General features: G+C 61.1%; 16 protein-coding genes and 1 tRNA gene (1 of these 17 running past the window's edge). 6 read left to right on the top strand and 11 right to left on the bottom strand.

Features of this window, described 5'->3' with window-relative positions; all coding sequences use genetic code 11:
• Both EOC06_RS08980 and EOC06_RS08985 read left to right on the top strand, forming a co-directional pair.
• A protein-coding gene (locus EOC06_RS08980; protein ID WP_128307552.1) for a LuxR C-terminal-related transcriptional regulator crosses the window boundary here: on the top strand, window positions 1-259 show its final stretch. The gene continues 374 nt to the left of window position 1, outside the view; 259 of the gene's 633 nt are visible here — the last part of the coding sequence; its start codon lies off the left edge, out of view; the stop codon is at window positions 257-259.
• Between the two features lie 110 nt (window positions 260-369).
• Complete coding sequence (locus EOC06_RS08985; RefSeq protein WP_127269031.1) at window positions 370-1,236, top strand: NAD(P)-dependent oxidoreductase; 867 nt, start codon at window positions 370-372, stop codon at window positions 1,234-1,236.
• Window positions 1,237-1,359: 123 nt separating this feature from the next.
• Here EOC06_RS08985 and EOC06_RS08990 read toward each other — a convergent pair whose 3' ends face one another.
• The gene (locus EOC06_RS08990) at window positions 1,360-1,875 is read right to left on the bottom strand and encodes a TIGR00645 family protein (protein ID WP_127269030.1); all 516 of its coding nucleotides are present in this window, start codon (window positions 1,873-1,875) and stop codon (window positions 1,360-1,362) included.
• A gap of 305 nt (window positions 1,876-2,180) precedes the next feature.
• A complete protein-coding gene (locus EOC06_RS08995; protein ID WP_128307553.1) occupies window positions 2,181-4,076 on the bottom strand; it encodes an OmpA family protein in 1,896 nt (631 codons plus the stop codon).
• A gap of 198 nt (window positions 4,077-4,274) precedes the next feature.
• Here EOC06_RS08995 and EOC06_RS09000 point away from each other — a divergent pair, with 198 nt between their 5' ends.
• Together EOC06_RS09000 and EOC06_RS09005 are read left to right on the top strand one after the other, a co-directional pair.
• A complete protein-coding gene (locus EOC06_RS09000) occupies window positions 4,275-4,721 on the top strand; it encodes a YcgN family cysteine cluster protein (protein WP_127318366.1) in 447 nt (148 codons plus the stop codon).
• Window positions 4,722-4,975: 254 nt separating this feature from the next.
• Window positions 4,976-5,332, top strand: a complete 357-nt coding sequence (locus tag EOC06_RS09005; protein WP_127326311.1) for a hypothetical protein — start codon at window positions 4,976-4,978, stop codon at window positions 5,330-5,332.
• Between the two features lie 243 nt (window positions 5,333-5,575).
• Here the strand turns inward: EOC06_RS09005 and EOC06_RS09010 are convergent, their stop codons facing one another.
• Window positions 5,576-6,286 (bottom strand): SIMPL domain-containing protein, encoded by a 711-nt coding sequence (locus EOC06_RS09010; RefSeq protein ID WP_128307554.1) that lies wholly within the window; start codon window positions 6,284-6,286, stop codon window positions 5,576-5,578.
• Window positions 6,287-6,421: 135 nt separating this feature from the next.
• Here EOC06_RS09010 and EOC06_RS09015 point away from each other — a divergent pair.
• Window positions 6,422-6,497, top strand: a tRNA-Ile gene (locus tag EOC06_RS09015).
• A gap of 202 nt (window positions 6,498-6,699) precedes the next feature.
• Here the strand turns inward: EOC06_RS09015 and EOC06_RS09020 are convergent.
• The 4 genes from EOC06_RS09020 to EOC06_RS09035 all read right to left on the bottom strand — a co-directional run bounded on the left by EOC06_RS09020 (window position 6,700) and on the right by EOC06_RS09035 (window position 10,729).
• Window positions 6,700-8,319, bottom strand: coding sequence for a recombinase family protein (locus EOC06_RS09020; protein ID WP_245469415.1), 1,620 nt, complete (start codon window positions 8,317-8,319; stop codon window positions 6,700-6,702).
• Window positions 8,320-8,408: 89 nt separating this feature from the next.
• Window positions 8,409-8,903 carry a DUF302 domain-containing protein gene (locus EOC06_RS09025; protein ID WP_128307555.1) on the bottom strand — a complete coding sequence of 165 codons (495 nt, stop codon included), beginning with the start codon at window positions 8,901-8,903 and terminating at the stop codon, window positions 8,409-8,411.
• A gap of 46 nt (window positions 8,904-8,949) precedes the next feature.
• Window positions 8,950-9,810, bottom strand: a complete 861-nt coding sequence (locus EOC06_RS09030) for an alpha/beta fold hydrolase (protein ID WP_128307556.1) — start codon at window positions 9,808-9,810, stop codon at window positions 8,950-8,952.
• 148 nt (window positions 9,811-9,958) lie between these two features.
• The gene (locus tag EOC06_RS09035; protein ID WP_128307564.1) at window positions 9,959-10,729 is read right to left on the bottom strand and encodes an alpha/beta hydrolase; all 771 of its coding nucleotides are present in this window, start codon (window positions 10,727-10,729) and stop codon (window positions 9,959-9,961) included.
• 213 nt (window positions 10,730-10,942) lie between these two features.
• Here EOC06_RS09035 and EOC06_RS09040 point away from each other — a divergent pair, with 213 nt between their 5' ends.
• A complete protein-coding gene (locus tag EOC06_RS09040; protein WP_164898515.1) occupies window positions 10,943-11,905 on the top strand; it encodes an AraC family transcriptional regulator in 963 nt (320 codons plus the stop codon).
• Between the two features lie 458 nt (window positions 11,906-12,363).
• Here the strand turns inward: EOC06_RS09040 and EOC06_RS09045 are convergent, their stop codons facing one another.
• The 4 genes from EOC06_RS09045 to EOC06_RS09060 all read right to left on the bottom strand — a co-directional run.
• Window positions 12,364-13,272 carry an SMP-30/gluconolactonase/LRE family protein gene (locus EOC06_RS09045; protein ID WP_128307558.1) on the bottom strand — a complete coding sequence of 303 codons (909 nt, stop codon included), beginning with the start codon at window positions 13,270-13,272 and terminating at the stop codon, window positions 12,364-12,366.
• A 194-nt stretch (window positions 13,273-13,466) separates the two neighbouring features.
• Window positions 13,467-14,390 (bottom strand): ABC transporter permease, encoded by a 924-nt coding sequence (locus EOC06_RS09050; RefSeq protein ID WP_245469417.1) that lies wholly within the window; start codon window positions 14,388-14,390, stop codon window positions 13,467-13,469.
• Between the two features lie 59 nt (window positions 14,391-14,449).
• On the bottom strand, window positions 14,450-15,412 hold the full coding sequence (locus EOC06_RS09055) for an ABC transporter permease (RefSeq protein WP_128307560.1): 963 nt from the start codon (window positions 15,410-15,412) through the stop codon (window positions 14,450-14,452).
• Window positions 15,409-16,772, bottom strand: a 1,364-nt coding sequence (locus tag EOC06_RS09060) for a sugar ABC transporter ATP-binding protein (RefSeq protein WP_245469418.1), incomplete at its 5' end; no start/stop codon positions are given. The genes EOC06_RS09060 and EOC06_RS09055, both read right to left, overlap by 4 nt.

Genomic DNA, 16,772 nt, shown 5'->3' on the forward strand with positions numbered 1-16,772 from the left:
TTTCCGTGCCGGCGATGGCGAGCCGTTCGAGGAGGAGGCCTCCGACGAGCATGCCGCCCGGCCTTCGCTGTCGCCGCGTGAGGCGGAAGTGTTGGCGCTGCTGGCCGAGGGCGCTCCAAACAAGGTGATTGCGCGGCGGCTGAACATTTCGGTGCACACCGCGAAGTTCCATGTCGCCGCAATCCTGATCAAGCTCGGTGCGGCCAACCGCACCGATGCGATTGCCATTGCGATGCGCCAAGGGTTGGTGCTGGTTTAGTCATAAACCCTACGCTGCGTAACGCGGTGTCCAGCGTGTCGGGTCTTGCGCTGCGGTCGCCTGCCGCGCAAAGGTTTGCGCCTGTTGTGTTGCAAGGGAGGCGCAAGGAAATGTCGCTCAAGGGAAAGACGCTGTTCATCTCCGGCGGGTCGCGCGGCATCGGGCTGGCGATCGCGCTGCGCGCGGCGCGCGACGGCGCCAATGTGACGATCGCGGCCAAGACCGCCGAACCGCATCCGAAGCTGCCGGGCACGATTTATAGCGCTGCCGAAGAGATCGAGCAGGCTGGCGGCAAGGCGCTGCCTGTTTTGTGCGACATCCGCGAGGAGGCGCAGGTGGCCGAGGCGGTCGCCAGGACCGTGGAAAAATTCGGCGGCATCGACATCTGCGTCAACAATGCCAGCGCCATCCAACTCACCGGCACGCTCGAGACCGACATGAAACGCTACGATCTGATGCATCAGATCAACACGCGCGGTACCTTCCTGGTCTCGAAAATGTGCATTCCTCACCTGAAGTTGGCGCAAAATGCTCACATCCTGAATCTGGCGCCGCCGCTCGACATGAAGGCCAAGTGGTTCAGGAACCACGTCGCCTACACGATGGCCAAGTTCGGCATGTCGATGTGCACGCTGGGCATGAGTGCGGAGTTCGCCAAGGACGGCATCGCCGTCAATTCACTGTGGCCGATCTCGACCATCGACACGGCGGCGGTGCGCAATCTGCTCGGCGGCGCGACGGTGGCGGCGATGAGCCGTTTGCCCGACATCATGGCCGACGCCGCGCATGCCATCTTCATGCGGCCGGCGCGCGAGACAACAGGTAATTTCTACATCGACGAGGAGGTGCTGCGCGCCGAGGGCGTCAGCGACTTTTCAGCCTATGCGCCAGGTGCGACCGGGCCTCTGGCCGGAGATTTCTTTGTCCCTGACGAGGTGTTTGCCCGCACGGACAGCAAGATCAAGAGCATCTACTAGATCCGCGTCATTGTGAGCGTCGAGCTAAGCCATCCGCCGTGGCTGAGCCACGGCAAAGCCTTGCTCACAAAGCGATAGGGCGCCAACCCTGCCGGAGTGATTCAAGGTCCGGCAGGCGCTTGCTTACGCCTCATCCTTCTTGCCTTTGCCGAGGCCCATCAGCCGGTCGATATAGGCGAGCATGAGGGCCGAGACGACGAAGGCGAGATGGATGATGGTCAGCCACATCAGCTGGTCGGTCGTGTAGGTCGACGAGTTCAAAAACACCTGCAAAAGGTGGATGGACGAGATGGCGACGATGGTCGAGGCAACCTTGACCTTCAGCGAGCCGACATCGATGGTGCCCAGCCAGTGCACGCCACCCTCCTGGTCGTCGAAGCGGCTGACGAAGTTCTCGTAGCCCGAGATGATGACCATCACCACCAGCGAGGCAACCAGTGCGGCATCGATCAGGCCGAGCATCTTGAGGATAGTGTCGGTGTCACCGAGCGTGAACGCCAGGGTAATGAACTCATAAAGCTTCTTGCCGAATGACAGCGCATAGACGGCCAATGCCAGGGCCAGGCCGATATAGAAAACGACGAGCAACCAGCGTGAAGCGAGAATGATCGATTCGATGGCGAGTTCGAGACGCTTCATGGGATGATTCCGGCTGGTTATCTCTCAGACAATGGTCGTATTCGGCCACGCCGCCACCGTTTGCAAGACAAAAAACCCCGCCGAACAAGGTCCGGCGGGGTTCAATGCGTCCCGCTGGAGTCGGGACGGGGCAGGGAACGCCCAGCACCGAATCTGGGGTGGCTGGGCCCACGATTCAATGAGCCGTGTCTAATGCCCGTACAATTCTTGTTGAACCCGTCACATCCATCCATCCCCGGCGGTGCCGGGGATGGATGCTTCTCGTGCCGATTCCACAAACCGGGACATGATTTTGAAATCATGACCTAATTGTTGCTGGCCACAGGTGCCACCAGCGAGGTGATGCGGCGAATGCCGACGCGCCGGTTCTCGCGGTTCGGCGCCGACGTATTGACCTTCAGATACTCCTCGCCATAGCCCTGTGTCGTCAGGTTCTCCGGCGGGATGCCGAAGGCGTTGGTCAGAGCCTCGGCCACCGATTCTGCGCGGCGATCGGAAAGAGCCAGGTTAGCCTCCGGTGTGCCGACGGCGTCGGTGTGACCTTCGATCAGGAAGGTCTCGGCCGGGTTCTTCTTCAACAGCTTCTCCATTGCGGTGGCGACGCCCTCGAGCTTCTGCACCTCGGTGTCGGAGATCGAGGCCGAGCCGAATTCGAAGTTGAGCGTGTCGAGATCGACGCGCCGTGCGATGTCGCGCACGCGGGCCGAACGTTTGACCTCGTCGATCGAGTAGAGGCGCTGGACCTTCTCCACCGGTGGCTGTTCGAGGAAGGTGTAGTAGTCGTCCGGATCTTCGACATCCTCGGAGTCCAGAATGTACTCCTCGCGCGGGATTGTCAGCCGCATCGGCGGCAGATCATCGCCGGGATCGCGCCAGTCGCTGTCGTCCTCATAGTGCCGCTCATCGACATAGCTCAGCACATATTCGCGTCCATCCGGCGCAATGCGCGAACGCTGGATCACGTCGCCATAGCGGTTGCGGATGGTGACGATCTGAACACCGTTGTCACGCTCGACGATTTCCCGGGTGCGGTCGCCCGACAGATCCTCATAGTAGACGTTCCTGGCGCCGCGGGTCATGCGCGGGGCGTCATTGCTCTCGACGAATGTCTGGTTGTTGAACTGCAGGATGACGCGGTCGCCGAGTTCCCTGACGACGTCGACGCCTTTCGGACGCCGGCGGTCACGGACGTTCTCATCGGGCGCACGCTCTACGCGCGTGCCCTTTTCCTCGGTCACCGGCGCGATCTTCTCGGGCTTGATCTCCTGTTGTGCGGCCCTGTCGTCGGTGGGCGGCGGACCTTGGTCGATGGGAGCAGCCACCGGCTTGCGGCCCTGATCGCCACCTTGCTGGGCATTTTGCCCGCCATTCTGCTGCTCGCCATCCTGGGGGACGATCTTGTCGCCCTGCTTGCGGCCGCCTCTGCGCTCGGCGTCCTTCTGGCTGTCCAGGATGGGAGCGGCGTTTGGATCGGCCGGTGCTTCGCCTTGCACCGGGTTTTCGCCCTGTGCCGGTGCTGCCGTCTGACCATTGGCCGGTTGTTCGCCGGTGGCTGGCTGTTCGGCTGTGGCCGGCTGCTCGCCAACAGGTTTCCTGACACGCTTCTTCGTCGTGTCCTGGGGCTGCTCGCCCTGGGCCGCGGGCTGTTCGCCGGCAGGGGCCGTCGCCTCTCCAGCGGGAGCCTCTTTCGGTGCCGGGGCGACTTCAGGTTGGGCCTGCTGGTCCTGCCTGTTCTTCTTGCGCGGCTTGGCCTGCTCGCCGGGCTGATTGTCGTTGGCCGGTTCCGCCTGGTTGGCCGGAGCCTGCTCGGTTTGCTGCTGCTGGTCGCGCTTCTTCCTGCGCGGCTGCTGTTCCTCGGCTGGCGCGGCCTGTTCGGCCGGCGCCCGCTCAGCCTGCTGCTGCTGGTCGCGCTTCTTCCGGCGTGGCTGCTGCTCCTCGGCGGGCTGTTCGCTCTGGGCAGGCGCGGCCTGCTGTTCAGGCTCGGCCTTCTTGCGCTCGCGCTTCTGTTCGGGTTCCGCCTGCTGCTGTTGTGCGCAGGCTTCGCCTTCGGCGCATGCTGCTTGCGCCAGGATGAATGGGGCTGCCGTGCGCTGGGCAAGGCCGGACGCGACACTTCCCTGAAGCGGGAACGCGCCCAACGGCGCGGATGCCATAAGCAGGCCGAGTGCCGTGCCTGCCAGAATCCGTGGTTGGCGTTTCATCGAAATTCTCCTTGTGGGGTCCCATCCTTGCCGAAACCGATCTTGTGCCGATTGGTTCCAGTCTGGCACGGATAGAGGCCGTACGGGGCGATTGACCGACCTTTTGAAGGCAACTTCATGTCATTCACCTGGCGGTAGCCGCAATTTGCGACCATTGCCGCGCTTGACCTTGCCCGCGGCTGGGGCCACATCCCGGAAATGGAAACGCCATTCTGGAAAACCAAGGCGCTGGAGGCGATGAGCCCGGCCGAGTGGGAATCGCTGTGCGACGGCTGCGGTAAATGCTGCCTTTCGAAGCTTGAGGACGAGGACACCGGCGAGATATACTGGACCAGCGTCGGCTGTCGGCTGTTCGATGCCGAGACCTGCCGCTGTTCGGACTACGTCAACCGGCTGGCGCGCGTTCCCGACTGCGTCGGGCTGACGCCACAGAATGTGCGAACCATCAGCTGGCTGCCCAGCACCTGTGCCTATCGGCTGGTGGCCGAGGGCCGCGACCTCTACTGGTGGCACCGGCTGGTGTCGGGCAGCGCCGAGACCGTGCATGAAGCCGGCATCTCGATGCGCGGCCGGGTCAAGGCGAGCGAAACCGATCTTGCCGAGCCGGAAGACTATTTTGACTATGTGCTGGACGAGGAGCCGTAGGACCAGCGGCGGTGAGCAAGAGCCTGGCGTTTGAAGACATTCGGCCAATCCGCGGGGTCGGAACCGGGCGCCGAGTCAGGCGTTCTGGCCTTCACCGAGGGCTGGGGACGACGGCGAATGGCGGGAACTTTCCTTTTCCCGCCATATGAACCGGAGATGAACGGCAGGTTCGTAAAGAGTTCAGACAGGCAGGCGCATTCTCCCACCATCGGTTCACGAGGACGGGCGAAGGCCCGCAAAAAGGAGAGAAGACGATGTTCAACACGATCAAGACGGCAGCCCTTTCGGCCCTGGTCGGTCTCGGCACGCTGGCGGCCGTTCCCGCTCACGCCGACAGCCTCTATCTCGGCTTCGGCAACAACAACGACCCGCGTTTCGGCGTCTATACCGGTGACGACGGTTATCGCCATCGCCGTGACGAGCGCCGTGGCAACTGGCGCCGTGGCTGCTCGCCGGACCGCGCCCTCGACAAGGCCGAACGCATGGGCCTCCACCGCGTCCGGATCGTCGACGTCAACCGTCGTACGGTAAAAGTGGCGGGCCGCCAGGATGGCGACCGTGTCGTGGTGGTGTTCGCCAATGAGCGCGGCTGCCCGGTCATCTATCGCTAAGCTCGGGTTTGGCCGATCAAGAGGCATGATCCTCTGCAAGGATCAGCCGGCGGCATGATCTTCTACGAAGATCAGCCGGGAGACACAATCTTCTGCGAAGATTGGTCTGGACTAGCCGAGCCCCTTTCCGTTTGAAGGGTGTGGCTCGAAAAAACCCGCGGGAGCAATCCCGCGGGTTTTTTCATGCACGCTATTGGTTGATGATTGCCGTGGCCAGGCTCAGCCACGGATCGTCAGAGCCGCTTATTTCAGTTCGAAGGTGACGGTGACCTGCACATTGTAGGCGTTCTCACCGGCCTGTACCGGAGCCGCGCCGGCCGCGGCATCGAAGGCTTTGGCATTGATCGGCATCGGCGCCGGCCTGATGTTCTGGTCTGTGATCTCGAGCACCCGGCCCAGGCTGACGCCGGCGGCTTCGGCCAGCGTCTTGGCCTTGGCCATGGCGTCGGCGACCGCCTTCTTGCGCGCCTCGGTGACCGTGGCTGCCGGGTTGTCATTGGTGAAGGCAATGCCGCCGCCCTGGTTGACGCCCAGCGACACCGCCTTGTCGAGGACCTCGCCTGTCTTGTCGACGTCGCGCACCCGCACCGAAAGCGTGTTGGTCACCTGGTAGGCGACGAGTTCGGCTTCCTGACTGCCGTCCGGCTTGTTGGTGTAGTTGTAGCGCGGGTTGATCTGGATGCCAGCGGTCTGCAGATCGCGGTCCTTGATGCCGGCGGACTTCATCGCCGCGATCACGGCGGCCATGGCGTCATTGTTGGCATCGAGCGCGGCGCGCGCGGTTTTGGCCTCGCGCATGACGCTCAGCGTCAGGACCGCCAGATCAGGGGCTACGGTTGCTTCGCCTTCGCCCGACACGATGATGCGGGGCGGCGTCGGCAGATCGGTGGCTCCAGCCATCGCCGGAAAAGCGATTGCAGTGGCGAGCGCGAGAGGCAAAAGATGTCTGGTCATGAAAATCTCCTTGGTCTGCGATCAAGTCGCAAGGGGTCGCGTAGAGCGCGATTATGGGTTGATTTGGGCGATCTGCGGAAGCCCGTCGGGAAAGCCTTGTGCCGCGATGCGAAAAACATTAATCCAGCCCGCGTGGGGCCTGTAGCTCAATGGTTAGAGCCGGCGGCTCATAACCGCTTGGTTGGGGGTTCGAGTCCCTCCGGGCCCACCATTCAGTCCGCCAGTTTTGGCTCGTTTTCGGCCGTCTCAGAATAGAGTCGACATTTCCGTTGGGTTAGCGACCTATTCCTGACAACGCTTGGTGGAGACGCCGCCTTCTCGGCCCAGAACAGCTCGATTTTGGGCCTTCGTCTCTGCAGGCCCGTTTCCGTAGCCAACTGTTTGGAAAAGCGATGCTCGACCGATGGCTGGGATCAGAGCCCGAGCAGGGCAGCCTGATCGGTCCAGGCCAGCGGAAGACCGGACAGGCGCGAAAGCCTGTGGGCTGTGAGTTCGATCGGCTGATTGCCCGTGATAATCTTCGACACGATCTTCGGCGAGAGAAACGCCAGCGGCAGCAGCCTGCTCACCTCAGAGACCGTCGTAGCGTTCAAGCTAGCGATCTCAGTCAGGCTTCGGCTAGAGCCATCTGTGAGTTGATGGAGATACCGCTGGGAGCGTTGCACGACGTCAATCAACCCGGCGTCCGGCACAGCGGTGTTGGATAAGCCATTGGTGAGAACAATGCGCATCTCGACACCGCGTCGCTTGATGTCGAATGGGCAAGGGATCGAAAAAGTCTCGGCACCGCCATCTGATGGCAAAATTCGATCGAGCAGATGTTCGCACAGTGCTCGGCCGTCGATGTCGACGGCCAGCGACTTCTGACCAAGAGTGATGCGGCGGACAATTTTCTGCAGCAGAGATCGCCTAGCGTCAGCCGTGTTGGACCTCCAGGCAGCCTTGACCTCAGCCGCGCGGCTCAGCGCGTATTGGATCTCGCCGGGACCTCCCCAACGCTCAATCAAATCAGCCATTTGGCTGTGATCGCTGAGAATACGATTCAGCTGAAGCTCAACGACTGATTCAACTGCATCGGCAGGAAGACGCCATCCGGCGCAACTGCCGCGCCGCTGATCAACGAACTGTTTTGAGACATAGTAGCGGTAGCGAACGCCGCGCTTATTGGCATGCACCGATCGCAGCTTCTCGCCCTGTTCGTCGAAAAGGAGGCCGGTCAGAAGATGTGGCTGAGTGACGTTTGATGCGCTCCTGCGGCGCGGCGCTTGACTGGCCAAAAGCGCCTGCGCCTGATCGAACACTGTGCCAGCGATGATCGGCTCATGCTCGCCGTCGTGGACTTGATCCTTGTGCTTAATCTTACCGATGTAGACCGGGTTCGAGAGCAGGTGATAGAGGTTGCCGCGGCCGAAGGGCATCGTGACCGCAACAGTCCCATCCTGGCGTTTGCGGGTTCGCGTCACGAGCCCATCGTTCGCGGCCTCGTCAGCAAGGTCGCGCACTGACTTCAGAACAAGGTAGCGCTCGAAGAGATGTCGAACGATCTTCGCTTCAGCATCGTCGATGACTAGTTTGCGATGCTCCACGCAATAGCCGAGCGGCACCACACCCCCCATCCACATGCCCTTCTTCTTGGATGCTGCGATCTTGTCGCGGATGCGCTCGGCTGTGACCTCGCGCTCGAACTGCGCGAAGGATAGAAGCACATTGAGTGTCAGTCTGCCCATCGATGTGGTGGTGTTGAACTGCTGGGTGACCGAGACGAATGACACCGCGCTGGCGTCGAAGATCTCGACGATCTTCGAGAAGTCCATGAGTGAGCGGGTGAGGCGGTCGATCTTGTAGACGACCACCACGTCCACGTTCCTATCGCGGATGTCCTGGAGAAGACGTCGTGACGCAGGTGGTGCCGCCGAGAAGGAACGCTTGCTCGCGGGGCTGTCACGTCTCTGGAAGCGATACCGTACCGAGCCGCTCCGCTCGACCCGCAAGGATGCCGAGCCCACAATCGCTTCGGCGACCGCTTTGCTCAAAGCCGTCGCGCCATGGTTACCATCCGCGTCGTCGGTTTTCGGGACGGGCTCTCACTTCCATGCGTCTTTTGAAGCGTCATCAGGAGAGTTTAGCTTGCGCATTCGCGTAACAAGGTTGTGATTTTCGCATCAAGATTGCGGGCGACAGCAAGAGCCTCCAAATCACCATAGGAGAGCAGATAACTCTCCATTTTGTCATAGGAGACATGTACGCCATCGGGACGTTGATCAACAAGGATTGTGACCGGGGCATAAGATCCAGCATCGGGAACGTGCTTGACCATATCTTTCATAATGAGTGGATTGCCCACCAAAAACCGCATGCTCTTGGGAGTCTCGGCCCCAGTTTCGCGGCGCAGAATGGCGCCCAGGTCGAATTCCGCGAAGAGCATGAGACCTGTACGGCCGAGGCCGCTTTGCACAACGCGCTCCAAATCCGAGAAGGAGTTTGCAGCGCTCGTCGCCTTGAAAAATTCGACCATGTCAGGTTGCCCGACCGCTGACTTGAGCGCGGCAACAACGGCATCGAATGGTTTGGAGCACGTCAGGCTGAAACGCTCAACCTCGACCTTTGCGATTGTCATTTCTTTCTCCGCAACAGCTCTGAAGAATAAGGTGCGACAACCGCCACTACGCTTCCAGGAAGGTTCGGACGTGGTTGACGAACAATTCGGGATACTGAAACAGCGAGCCATGGCCGGAATCGGGATAGAGGACCAGCTGGGCGTTGCTTAGAGCCTTGAACATTGCGTAGGCGTTGTCCGCCGGGAGCATGGTGTCATGGCTGCCGCTGAGCACAAGGGCTGGCTGGTGGATGGCGCGCAGAGTGGCGTGCTCGGGATCAGGAGTGGCGCACCAGGTAATCAGCGCCTTGGTCTGCGGATCGGTCACCGTGCTGCCGTTATCGGTATCGCGATCTTCCTTACGCACCTTCGCCCGCTTCAGAAACGCCAGGCCGGCCTGCTGGCTGGCGGACGACTTCGTGAAGAATAGCGGAAGGCGGGGGTCCGGCGCGTCGGTTTGGGAAAACGCGTCCTGCAGAACCGCCAAGAGATGCTCCTCACCGCCTTTCGGAGCCGTGCCGACGAGGATGAGCTTGCGGACCAGAGTTGCGTGGTCGGCGGCGATCTGCTGCGCGATGAAGCCGCCGAGGGAAAAGCCCAGCAAGTCGACTTCGGGGAGGCCAAGCAGATTGATAAAGGCGACCGCGTCTCGGGCCATCGCCTCGATATTGTCGGGCGTTTGGCCTGTCGAGCGGCCGACCCCGGCGTTATCGAAAGCGATCACCGGTCGATCGGCGGCCAGGGCATTCACGACGGCGGGGTCCCAGGCGTCGATGTTGCCCGAGAAATGCTGCAGGAGAACCAGCGGCGTTCCGATCGATGGGCCGAGGCGGCGATAGGCAAAGCGGATTCCGCCGCCTTCGATGTAACGGGTGGGCGCCGTTTCTAGCGTGGCGGCGTCCTGAGTCGCGGTGTCGAGTTCAGTCATGTCATCCTCCGGATGCTTGGCTTAAATAATCGAGTGGGAGTAGCTGGTGCGGTTTTGGCTAGGTTTGAGCCGCTCGTGGCCCAAGGCATTCCGTAGCCCGCCGACCAGACGTGGTGCTCCCGGCACGAAAGTGCCGGGAGCGGTATCGTCACTTCACGAGTGCGGCCTTTTCTATGACTGCGGCGACTTCCTTCGCATGGACGACGAGGGAGGCATGGCTGCCGGCGACCTCCGTCGTGTGGGCCTTCATCCTGTTGGCGAACATCTTCTGGACCTCAGGGGCGATGACCTTGTCCTTCGTGCTGATCACATAGAACGTCGGCTTATCGTGCCAGGCTGCCGTATCGACCGGAGCCTCGAATGCGGTGTGGTTCAACGGCAGTTGATGGTTTGCCAGGGATTCGGCGATCTCTGGAGGAAGGTCGGCCGCGACTGCCGAAGGAAACACTTTGGGATCGATGTAGAGATCGCCCTTCTCATCGGGATGAATTGCCGCGCCGCCTTCGGTGGCCGGACCGCTCTTGGCCAGGGTGGCCAGGGATTGTCCCACGTCAGGCGCGAATGCGGAGACATAGACGAGCGCCGAGACCTTCGAATCATCACCTGCTTGCGTGATGACCACACCGCCCCAGGAGTGGCCAACGAGAACGGTCTTGCCGTTCTGTTTCGCGAGCGCCTGTTTGGTGGCATCGACGTCCGCGGCGAGGGAGGTGAGGGGGTTTTCGACGAGCGTTACGTTGTAGCCCTTCTTCGTGAGGATATCGGCAACCGGCTTCCAGCTTGTCTGGTCCACGAAAGCGCCATGGACGAGCACGATATTGCGAGCCGCCCCCTTGGGCAGTTGAGCCGATTGGGCGGGTGCGGCAATTGTTGCTCCGGCCATGAGGACTGTGGCGACGGAAAGTAGAAGATTTCGCATTGGATTGCTCCCGTTGGAATGGCGGACGACGCGCGTCCGAGAATGGGCAGCCGTCTGTGCGAAGCCACGGTCCATCCATCTGCCGGTTAGCGAATGAATGACCTCGCGATGCATCGGCCGCTGCGACATGAGATCGTCCGCGAAGGTCGCGGACGCTAGGGCACAATCGTCCGAATGTTGTGTCGGATCGTCCGAAGGGCTAACGTCAGTGACATGGACATCCTCGCTGAAGTGCTTGATCGCATTCGCCTTGGCGGAACCTTGCTGTTCCACTTCGAGCTCGGCCATCCCTGGAATCTTGCGTTGCCAAAGCGCCCTTACGCCCTTTTCCACTATCTCAGCCGTGGTTCGGCTACCCTCGCGCTTGAACAGGGACGAGAGCTCCACATGACCGAGGGCGACTTTGTTGTCGTCACGCGGGGCGAGCCCCATGTGATCTACTCGGATAGCCAGGCGGGGCCGGTACCGATTGTCGACATCGATCGATTAGCCGGGCGTCTTGGCCTCGTTCGTCATGGAGGCGGCGAGCAACCGCACGCGACGATGATCTGTGGTAATTTCACTGTGGCAACCCCCTCGCGCGGTAGCGTTTTGGAATTGCTTCCGCCCGTGCTTCTCCTGAAACCGACGGAAGACGGAGGATGGCTCGCGGCGATTCTGCAACGCATGGTGAGCGAGGCGGCGTTCGAGCGTCCCGGACAAGGCGTTGCGCTCTCACGTCTGACTGAAGTGCTCTTCGTCGAGGTGTTGCGAAGCTGGATCAAGTCGCTCGGCCCCGGAGAAGGCGGATGGCTGGGGGCCATGGCAGACCCACACATAGGACCGGCACTTCAGTTGATCCACCAACGGCCGGATCGCCCCTGGACGCTTGGCGACCTCGGGCAAAGCGTGGGACTTGGTCGGTCGGCGTTTTCGGCTCGCTTCACTAAGCTCGTCGGCGAGTCCATGTGCCGCTATCTGATCGCGCGCCGGATGTCGGAGGCCGCGTTTCTGCTCGAAACAAGCGACGAGGGAATTGCACGGATTGCGACCCGTGTCGGCTACGAGACTTCGTCCGCGTTTTCGAAGCTGTTCCGTCGACATCATGGCTTATCGCCTGGCCGCTATCGAGCAGTTCGCCGGTCTGACGGTGGCCTAAGGCAAGGGCGCGCTCTGGAAGCAGAAGTCGCCGATTGACTTCGACCGAGCTGGCTTCAGGGAGGTCTGGCGGTGGGCGGCGGAGCAGCTCCGGCAGGAGTGCTAGGTTTGTTCACAAATGGCGCGCCCTGAGATATCCCAACTGTCGTCTAGTTTTGGCTTGATCACAGCCGCGACCACTGTTTTCGCGAGGTTGCCATTTTTTGCTTGCGGCCCGCGACTGCCATTTCTGAACACCGCACTCTGGATTTTCCAGGGAAATGGCCAATGTTCCGAGTCTTGCTCGAAAAGTCGCATTAACACAGGAGAGTTTCCTGGCTGCGGGTAGGGTCTCCGATCCTAAGTCCGAGTTTACCAACGGCCAAATTCTGGATTTGCGCTAGTTGCATTTGCTAGTATAAACCCGCGCTTGTTGGTCGACCCGACCACCGTCGACAATGGATTGCTCAACCTGGGACGGACGGGATTGTAAACCGGTCACCGGAAATTTTGCTCCCTCAGCAGACCTGCAACCCGGTTGTGTTGAGATAGACGGCATAGAGCGAGCTGCTGGCGGCGATGAACAGGCGATTTCGATGAGGTCCGCCAAAGCAGACATTGGCGACAGTCTCAGGAACAAGAATCTTGCCAAGAAGCGTACCGTCCGACGCAAAGCAGTGCACGCCGTCGCCAGCTGACACCCACAAATTGCCGTCCACATCGATCCGAAAGCCATCGGGGATGCCGGGATCGATCTCGGCAAAGATGCGACCATTCGAAAGGCGGCCGTCTTCGCCCACATCAAAGCAACGCATATGGTGCGGTTTATCCTGGCCGTGGGAACGGCCGCTGTCGGCGATATAGAGATGTGCCTCGTCCGGGGAGAAGGCAAGGCCGTTTGGCTTGTCGAAGTCGCCGGCAGCCACCGATAGCGTACCTGACCTTGGATCAAGGCGGAGGACGTTGCAGGCTCCGATCTCACTGGGAGCTTTGTAGCCCTCATAGTTGCTCAGGATGCCGTAGGGCGGATCGGTGAACCAGACAGTATCGTCGGATTTGACCACGACATCGTTGGGAGAATTGAGACGTTTGCCCTCGAGCCGATCGGCCAAGATGGTGATGCTGCCGTCATACTCAGTGCGCGTGACGCGCCGCTGCCCATGTTCGCAGCTGACCAGGCGTCCCTGCCGGTCGCGCGTATTGCCGTTGGAGAAATTCGAAGGATAGCGGAAAACGGAAACATTCTCCGTCACTTCATCCCACTTCAGCATTCTGTTGTTGGGAATGTCGCTGAAGAGCAGAAAGCGGCCATCGGCGAAGTACACGGGCCCTTCAGCCCAGCGCATTCCAGTATGGAGTTTTTCAAGTTTGCACAGAGAGATAATGAAATCTTGGAAGCGATCATCCAGAACCTCGTAGTATGCCATTTTGACATGCCTTGCTTGCTGGGGTTGCCTTGCCAGCCGACCGGCCCGTTTGGGCTTGCACTCGGCCTGATGGATATTTCAATGTCGCGAGAATGCCTGTGCAACTCGCGCTCGGCGCCATCGGTATCACAGCCTTGACTGCCTCATGGACGTGGACACGGCATCCACGTTGGATCGCTGACCGCCATTGGCTTTCAGATGCCTTCCTTCTTGTTGGTGAGCCCGTGCACCAGCAGCATGACCAGGATGATCGCACCGAAAATTATCTGGCGCGCAGCAGGGGGCATTTGCATAACCGACAGGATCGACGACAGAAGCGTGATGAAGATCGCACCAGCGAACGTGCCGATATAGTTCCCTCGGCCGCCCTGAATCGAGGTCCCCCCAATCACCACGGCCGAGATCACCGGCATGAGATAAGGGTCCCCCATGCCCTGATAGGCCTGATTGGTGTAGCCGAGCAGGAGGATGGCGCCGAAACTGGAAAAAACCCCGGCAAGGACGAAAGTTGCCACCATAACCAGACGAACCCGCGCCCCGGCGAGAAACACGGCACGTCGCGAATTGCCCAGTGCGTAGAGATAGTTTCCATAAACGGTCCGTTTGAGAACCCAGATGGTGATCGCGGCGACCACCAGCCAAACGAGAAAAGCATTGGGGATGCCGAAGGTCCGGCCGGTCGCCGCCTGCGTCGCCGGCCAGGGAACCTCACCGTTGGGACGGCTGTTGCCGGTGTAGAAGACCGCAGCGCCGAACAGCATGGCGTTGACGGCCAGCGTCCACACCATCGCAGGCACGCGAAAGACGGCAACACCAATGGCGTTCAAGAGGCCGACTGCAATGCCAAGGCATAGTCCCAGGGGAATTGCCAGGCTGGCAACCAGGGGATTGGAGCTGCCAGAGGCCGAGATGACTACGATCGCCGTGCCAGTAATGGTCCACGGTACCGAAAGGTCGATCTCGCCGAGCAGGATCACCAGCATCGCGCCGGTGGCGATGATGCCAAGAAAGGCGGCGATCTGAAGCTGTTGCAGGATGTAGCCGGGCTTCAGGAAGCCGGGATACAACAGGGAACCACCCAACAGCAGAGCCACGCAGCCCAGCGCGATCAGCAGCACCGATACACGGTCTCGGTTGAGCCAGCGGGAGGTAACGGTTCGCTCAGTTGCACCGGTCATCAGCGGTACAACTCAAGCCGGCTGCGCACCCGGAAAACGCCGAGCGCGCCAAGTGCAATTGCAGTTGCGAGGATCAATCCCTCGAAGAACGGTTGCGCCAATGGCGGCAGGCCGGAGAAGAACATCAGCGACGAGATGGTCTTTAGGATCAAAGCGCCGATCACTGCGCCGATGGGGCTGCCAACACCACCGCTTAGCGCAACACCGCCCAACACGACGGCGGCGATCGAGTTCAGCGTGTAGGACGGCGCAATATTCGGATCGCCAGTCAGCGTAACCATACTGACATAGGTGCCGGCAAGAGCTGCGACAAAGCCGCTGCTGCCGTAGGCGACGAGCTTCAGCCGGTTCACGCGAAGGCCGGTCATATAAGCCGACTGTTCGGACGACCCGATAGCGTAGAGGCCGAGGCCGATGGCCGTGCGGCGCAGAAGCACCAGCAATACGACGAGAACGATGACAAGAATGACCGCCGAGACCGGGATGCCCGCTACTGCATAGGTGAGCGCGTCCGACATTGTCTCATCGATGCTGCCTCCAGGCGTTGGCCTCAGAAGCAGGGCGATGCCGCCGAATATGCCACCCGTCGCCAGGGTCGTGACGATTGGCTGCACCCCTCCGTAGACGACCGCAATCCCGTTCACCAGTCCGCAGGCCACCCCGACGGTGAGCACCACCACCATGCCAAGGGCGATCGACGTGGGAGATCCGTGGAGGAGGAAGGATCCCATCACGTTGGTCAGCGCAATGATCGACCCTACCGAAAGGTCTATGCCCTTGACCAAAACGACAAAGAACTGGGCGATCGCGGCGAGCCCAAGCAGCGTCCCCTGGTTCGACCAGATGGTAACCACATAGGTCGAAAAGCCGCGCGGATGAATGGCGATATAGCCAGCGAAAAGTATCACCAGCGCGAGCGCGGCGATCGTTTCCCTGGCATTTTGGCGAAGCCAGGTCATCATGCTTGGACCCCAGCGTGAAGGTGCACGTTCATCGAGGCGGCGATGAGGGCATCGGCGGACAGGTGATCCCCCGTCAGTTCCTTGGCCACACTGCCCCGGTAGAAGACGTACACCCGGTCGCACAAGTGAATGAGTTCTTCATAGTCGGTCGATTGCAGGATCACGGCCATTCCTTCGGCCGCCAGATCCGTGAGCAGCCTGTAGATCTGCGCCTTGGTCGGCAGGTCAATGCCGCGGGTAGGGTCCATCAGCAGCAGACATTTGGGCGACAGCACAAGCCATTTGGCCAGTACCACCTTCTGCTGGTTGCCGCCCGACAGCGTCGCGATGGGATCGTCCAGCGAACCGTAGGTCAGGGCCAGACGTTCGATCAGCTCCTGCAGCCGGGCCTCGCTGGTGCCGTCCAGGTCAAGCAGGCCGAAGGGGGCCCGCCCAAGGGCCGCCAAGCGCATGTTTTGCGCAACAGACATGCTGGGGATCAGCCCCTCGGTCTTGCGATCCTCAGGCACGAGCGCCAGACCGATATCGGATTGTTTCACCCTCGGCGGCTTGAGGCCATTCAGGCGCTTGCCATTGAGCGTGATGCGGCCCGTCACTCCGCGCAGCACACCGAAGACGGCATGCATGATCTGCTGCTGGCCCTGTGCGTCCAAACCGCCGAGCCCGACAATTTCGCCCGCGCGCGCTGCCAGGGATACATCGACAAGCTGGCCTGCCCAGCTCACGTTAGACACATTCAAAACGACCGGCGCCGTGTCAGGCACAGGCGCGCGGCGTGGTGGAAAGAGCTCTTCCAGCGAACGGCCGATCATGAGGCCGACGATCTCGTCGGTCGTGCGCGCGCCAACGTCGAAGGTCTCGATATGTCTGCCATTGCGGAAGACCGATATGCGGTCGGCGATGGCGTGGACCTCGTGCATGCGATGCGAAATGAAGAGGATCGCGACACCTTGCTCCTTCAGCATTCTCAGGACACCGAACACCGTTTCGACGAGCTCGCTGGTCAACGCCGACGTCGCCTCGTCAAGGATAAGAAGCTTGGGTTTGCGGAACACGGCCTTGGCGATTTCCACAAGCTGTCGTTCCGACAGGGACAGGCCCGAAACGCGAGCGCCAAGCGGGATCGACTTGGCCCCGACAAGATCCAGGGCCTCGCGCGCTTCACGATAAACGCTGCGCTCTATCATCCCCATCCGGGTGCGCGGGGCCGCGAGCACGATATTGTCGCCAACCGAAAGATGCGGCATCAGCGACAGCTCTTGGAACATGCAGACAGTGCCCTGTTCGGCCGCCTCCCGCGGGGAGGAGAAGCGCACCGTCTGCTCGCCGATGGAGATCGTTCCCGCGTCCGGCTGGATGA

It is taken from the genome of Mesorhizobium sp. M7A.F.Ca.MR.362.00.0.0 (assembly GCF_004023175.1).
GTDB lineage: Bacteria > Pseudomonadota > Alphaproteobacteria > Rhizobiales > Rhizobiaceae > Mesorhizobium.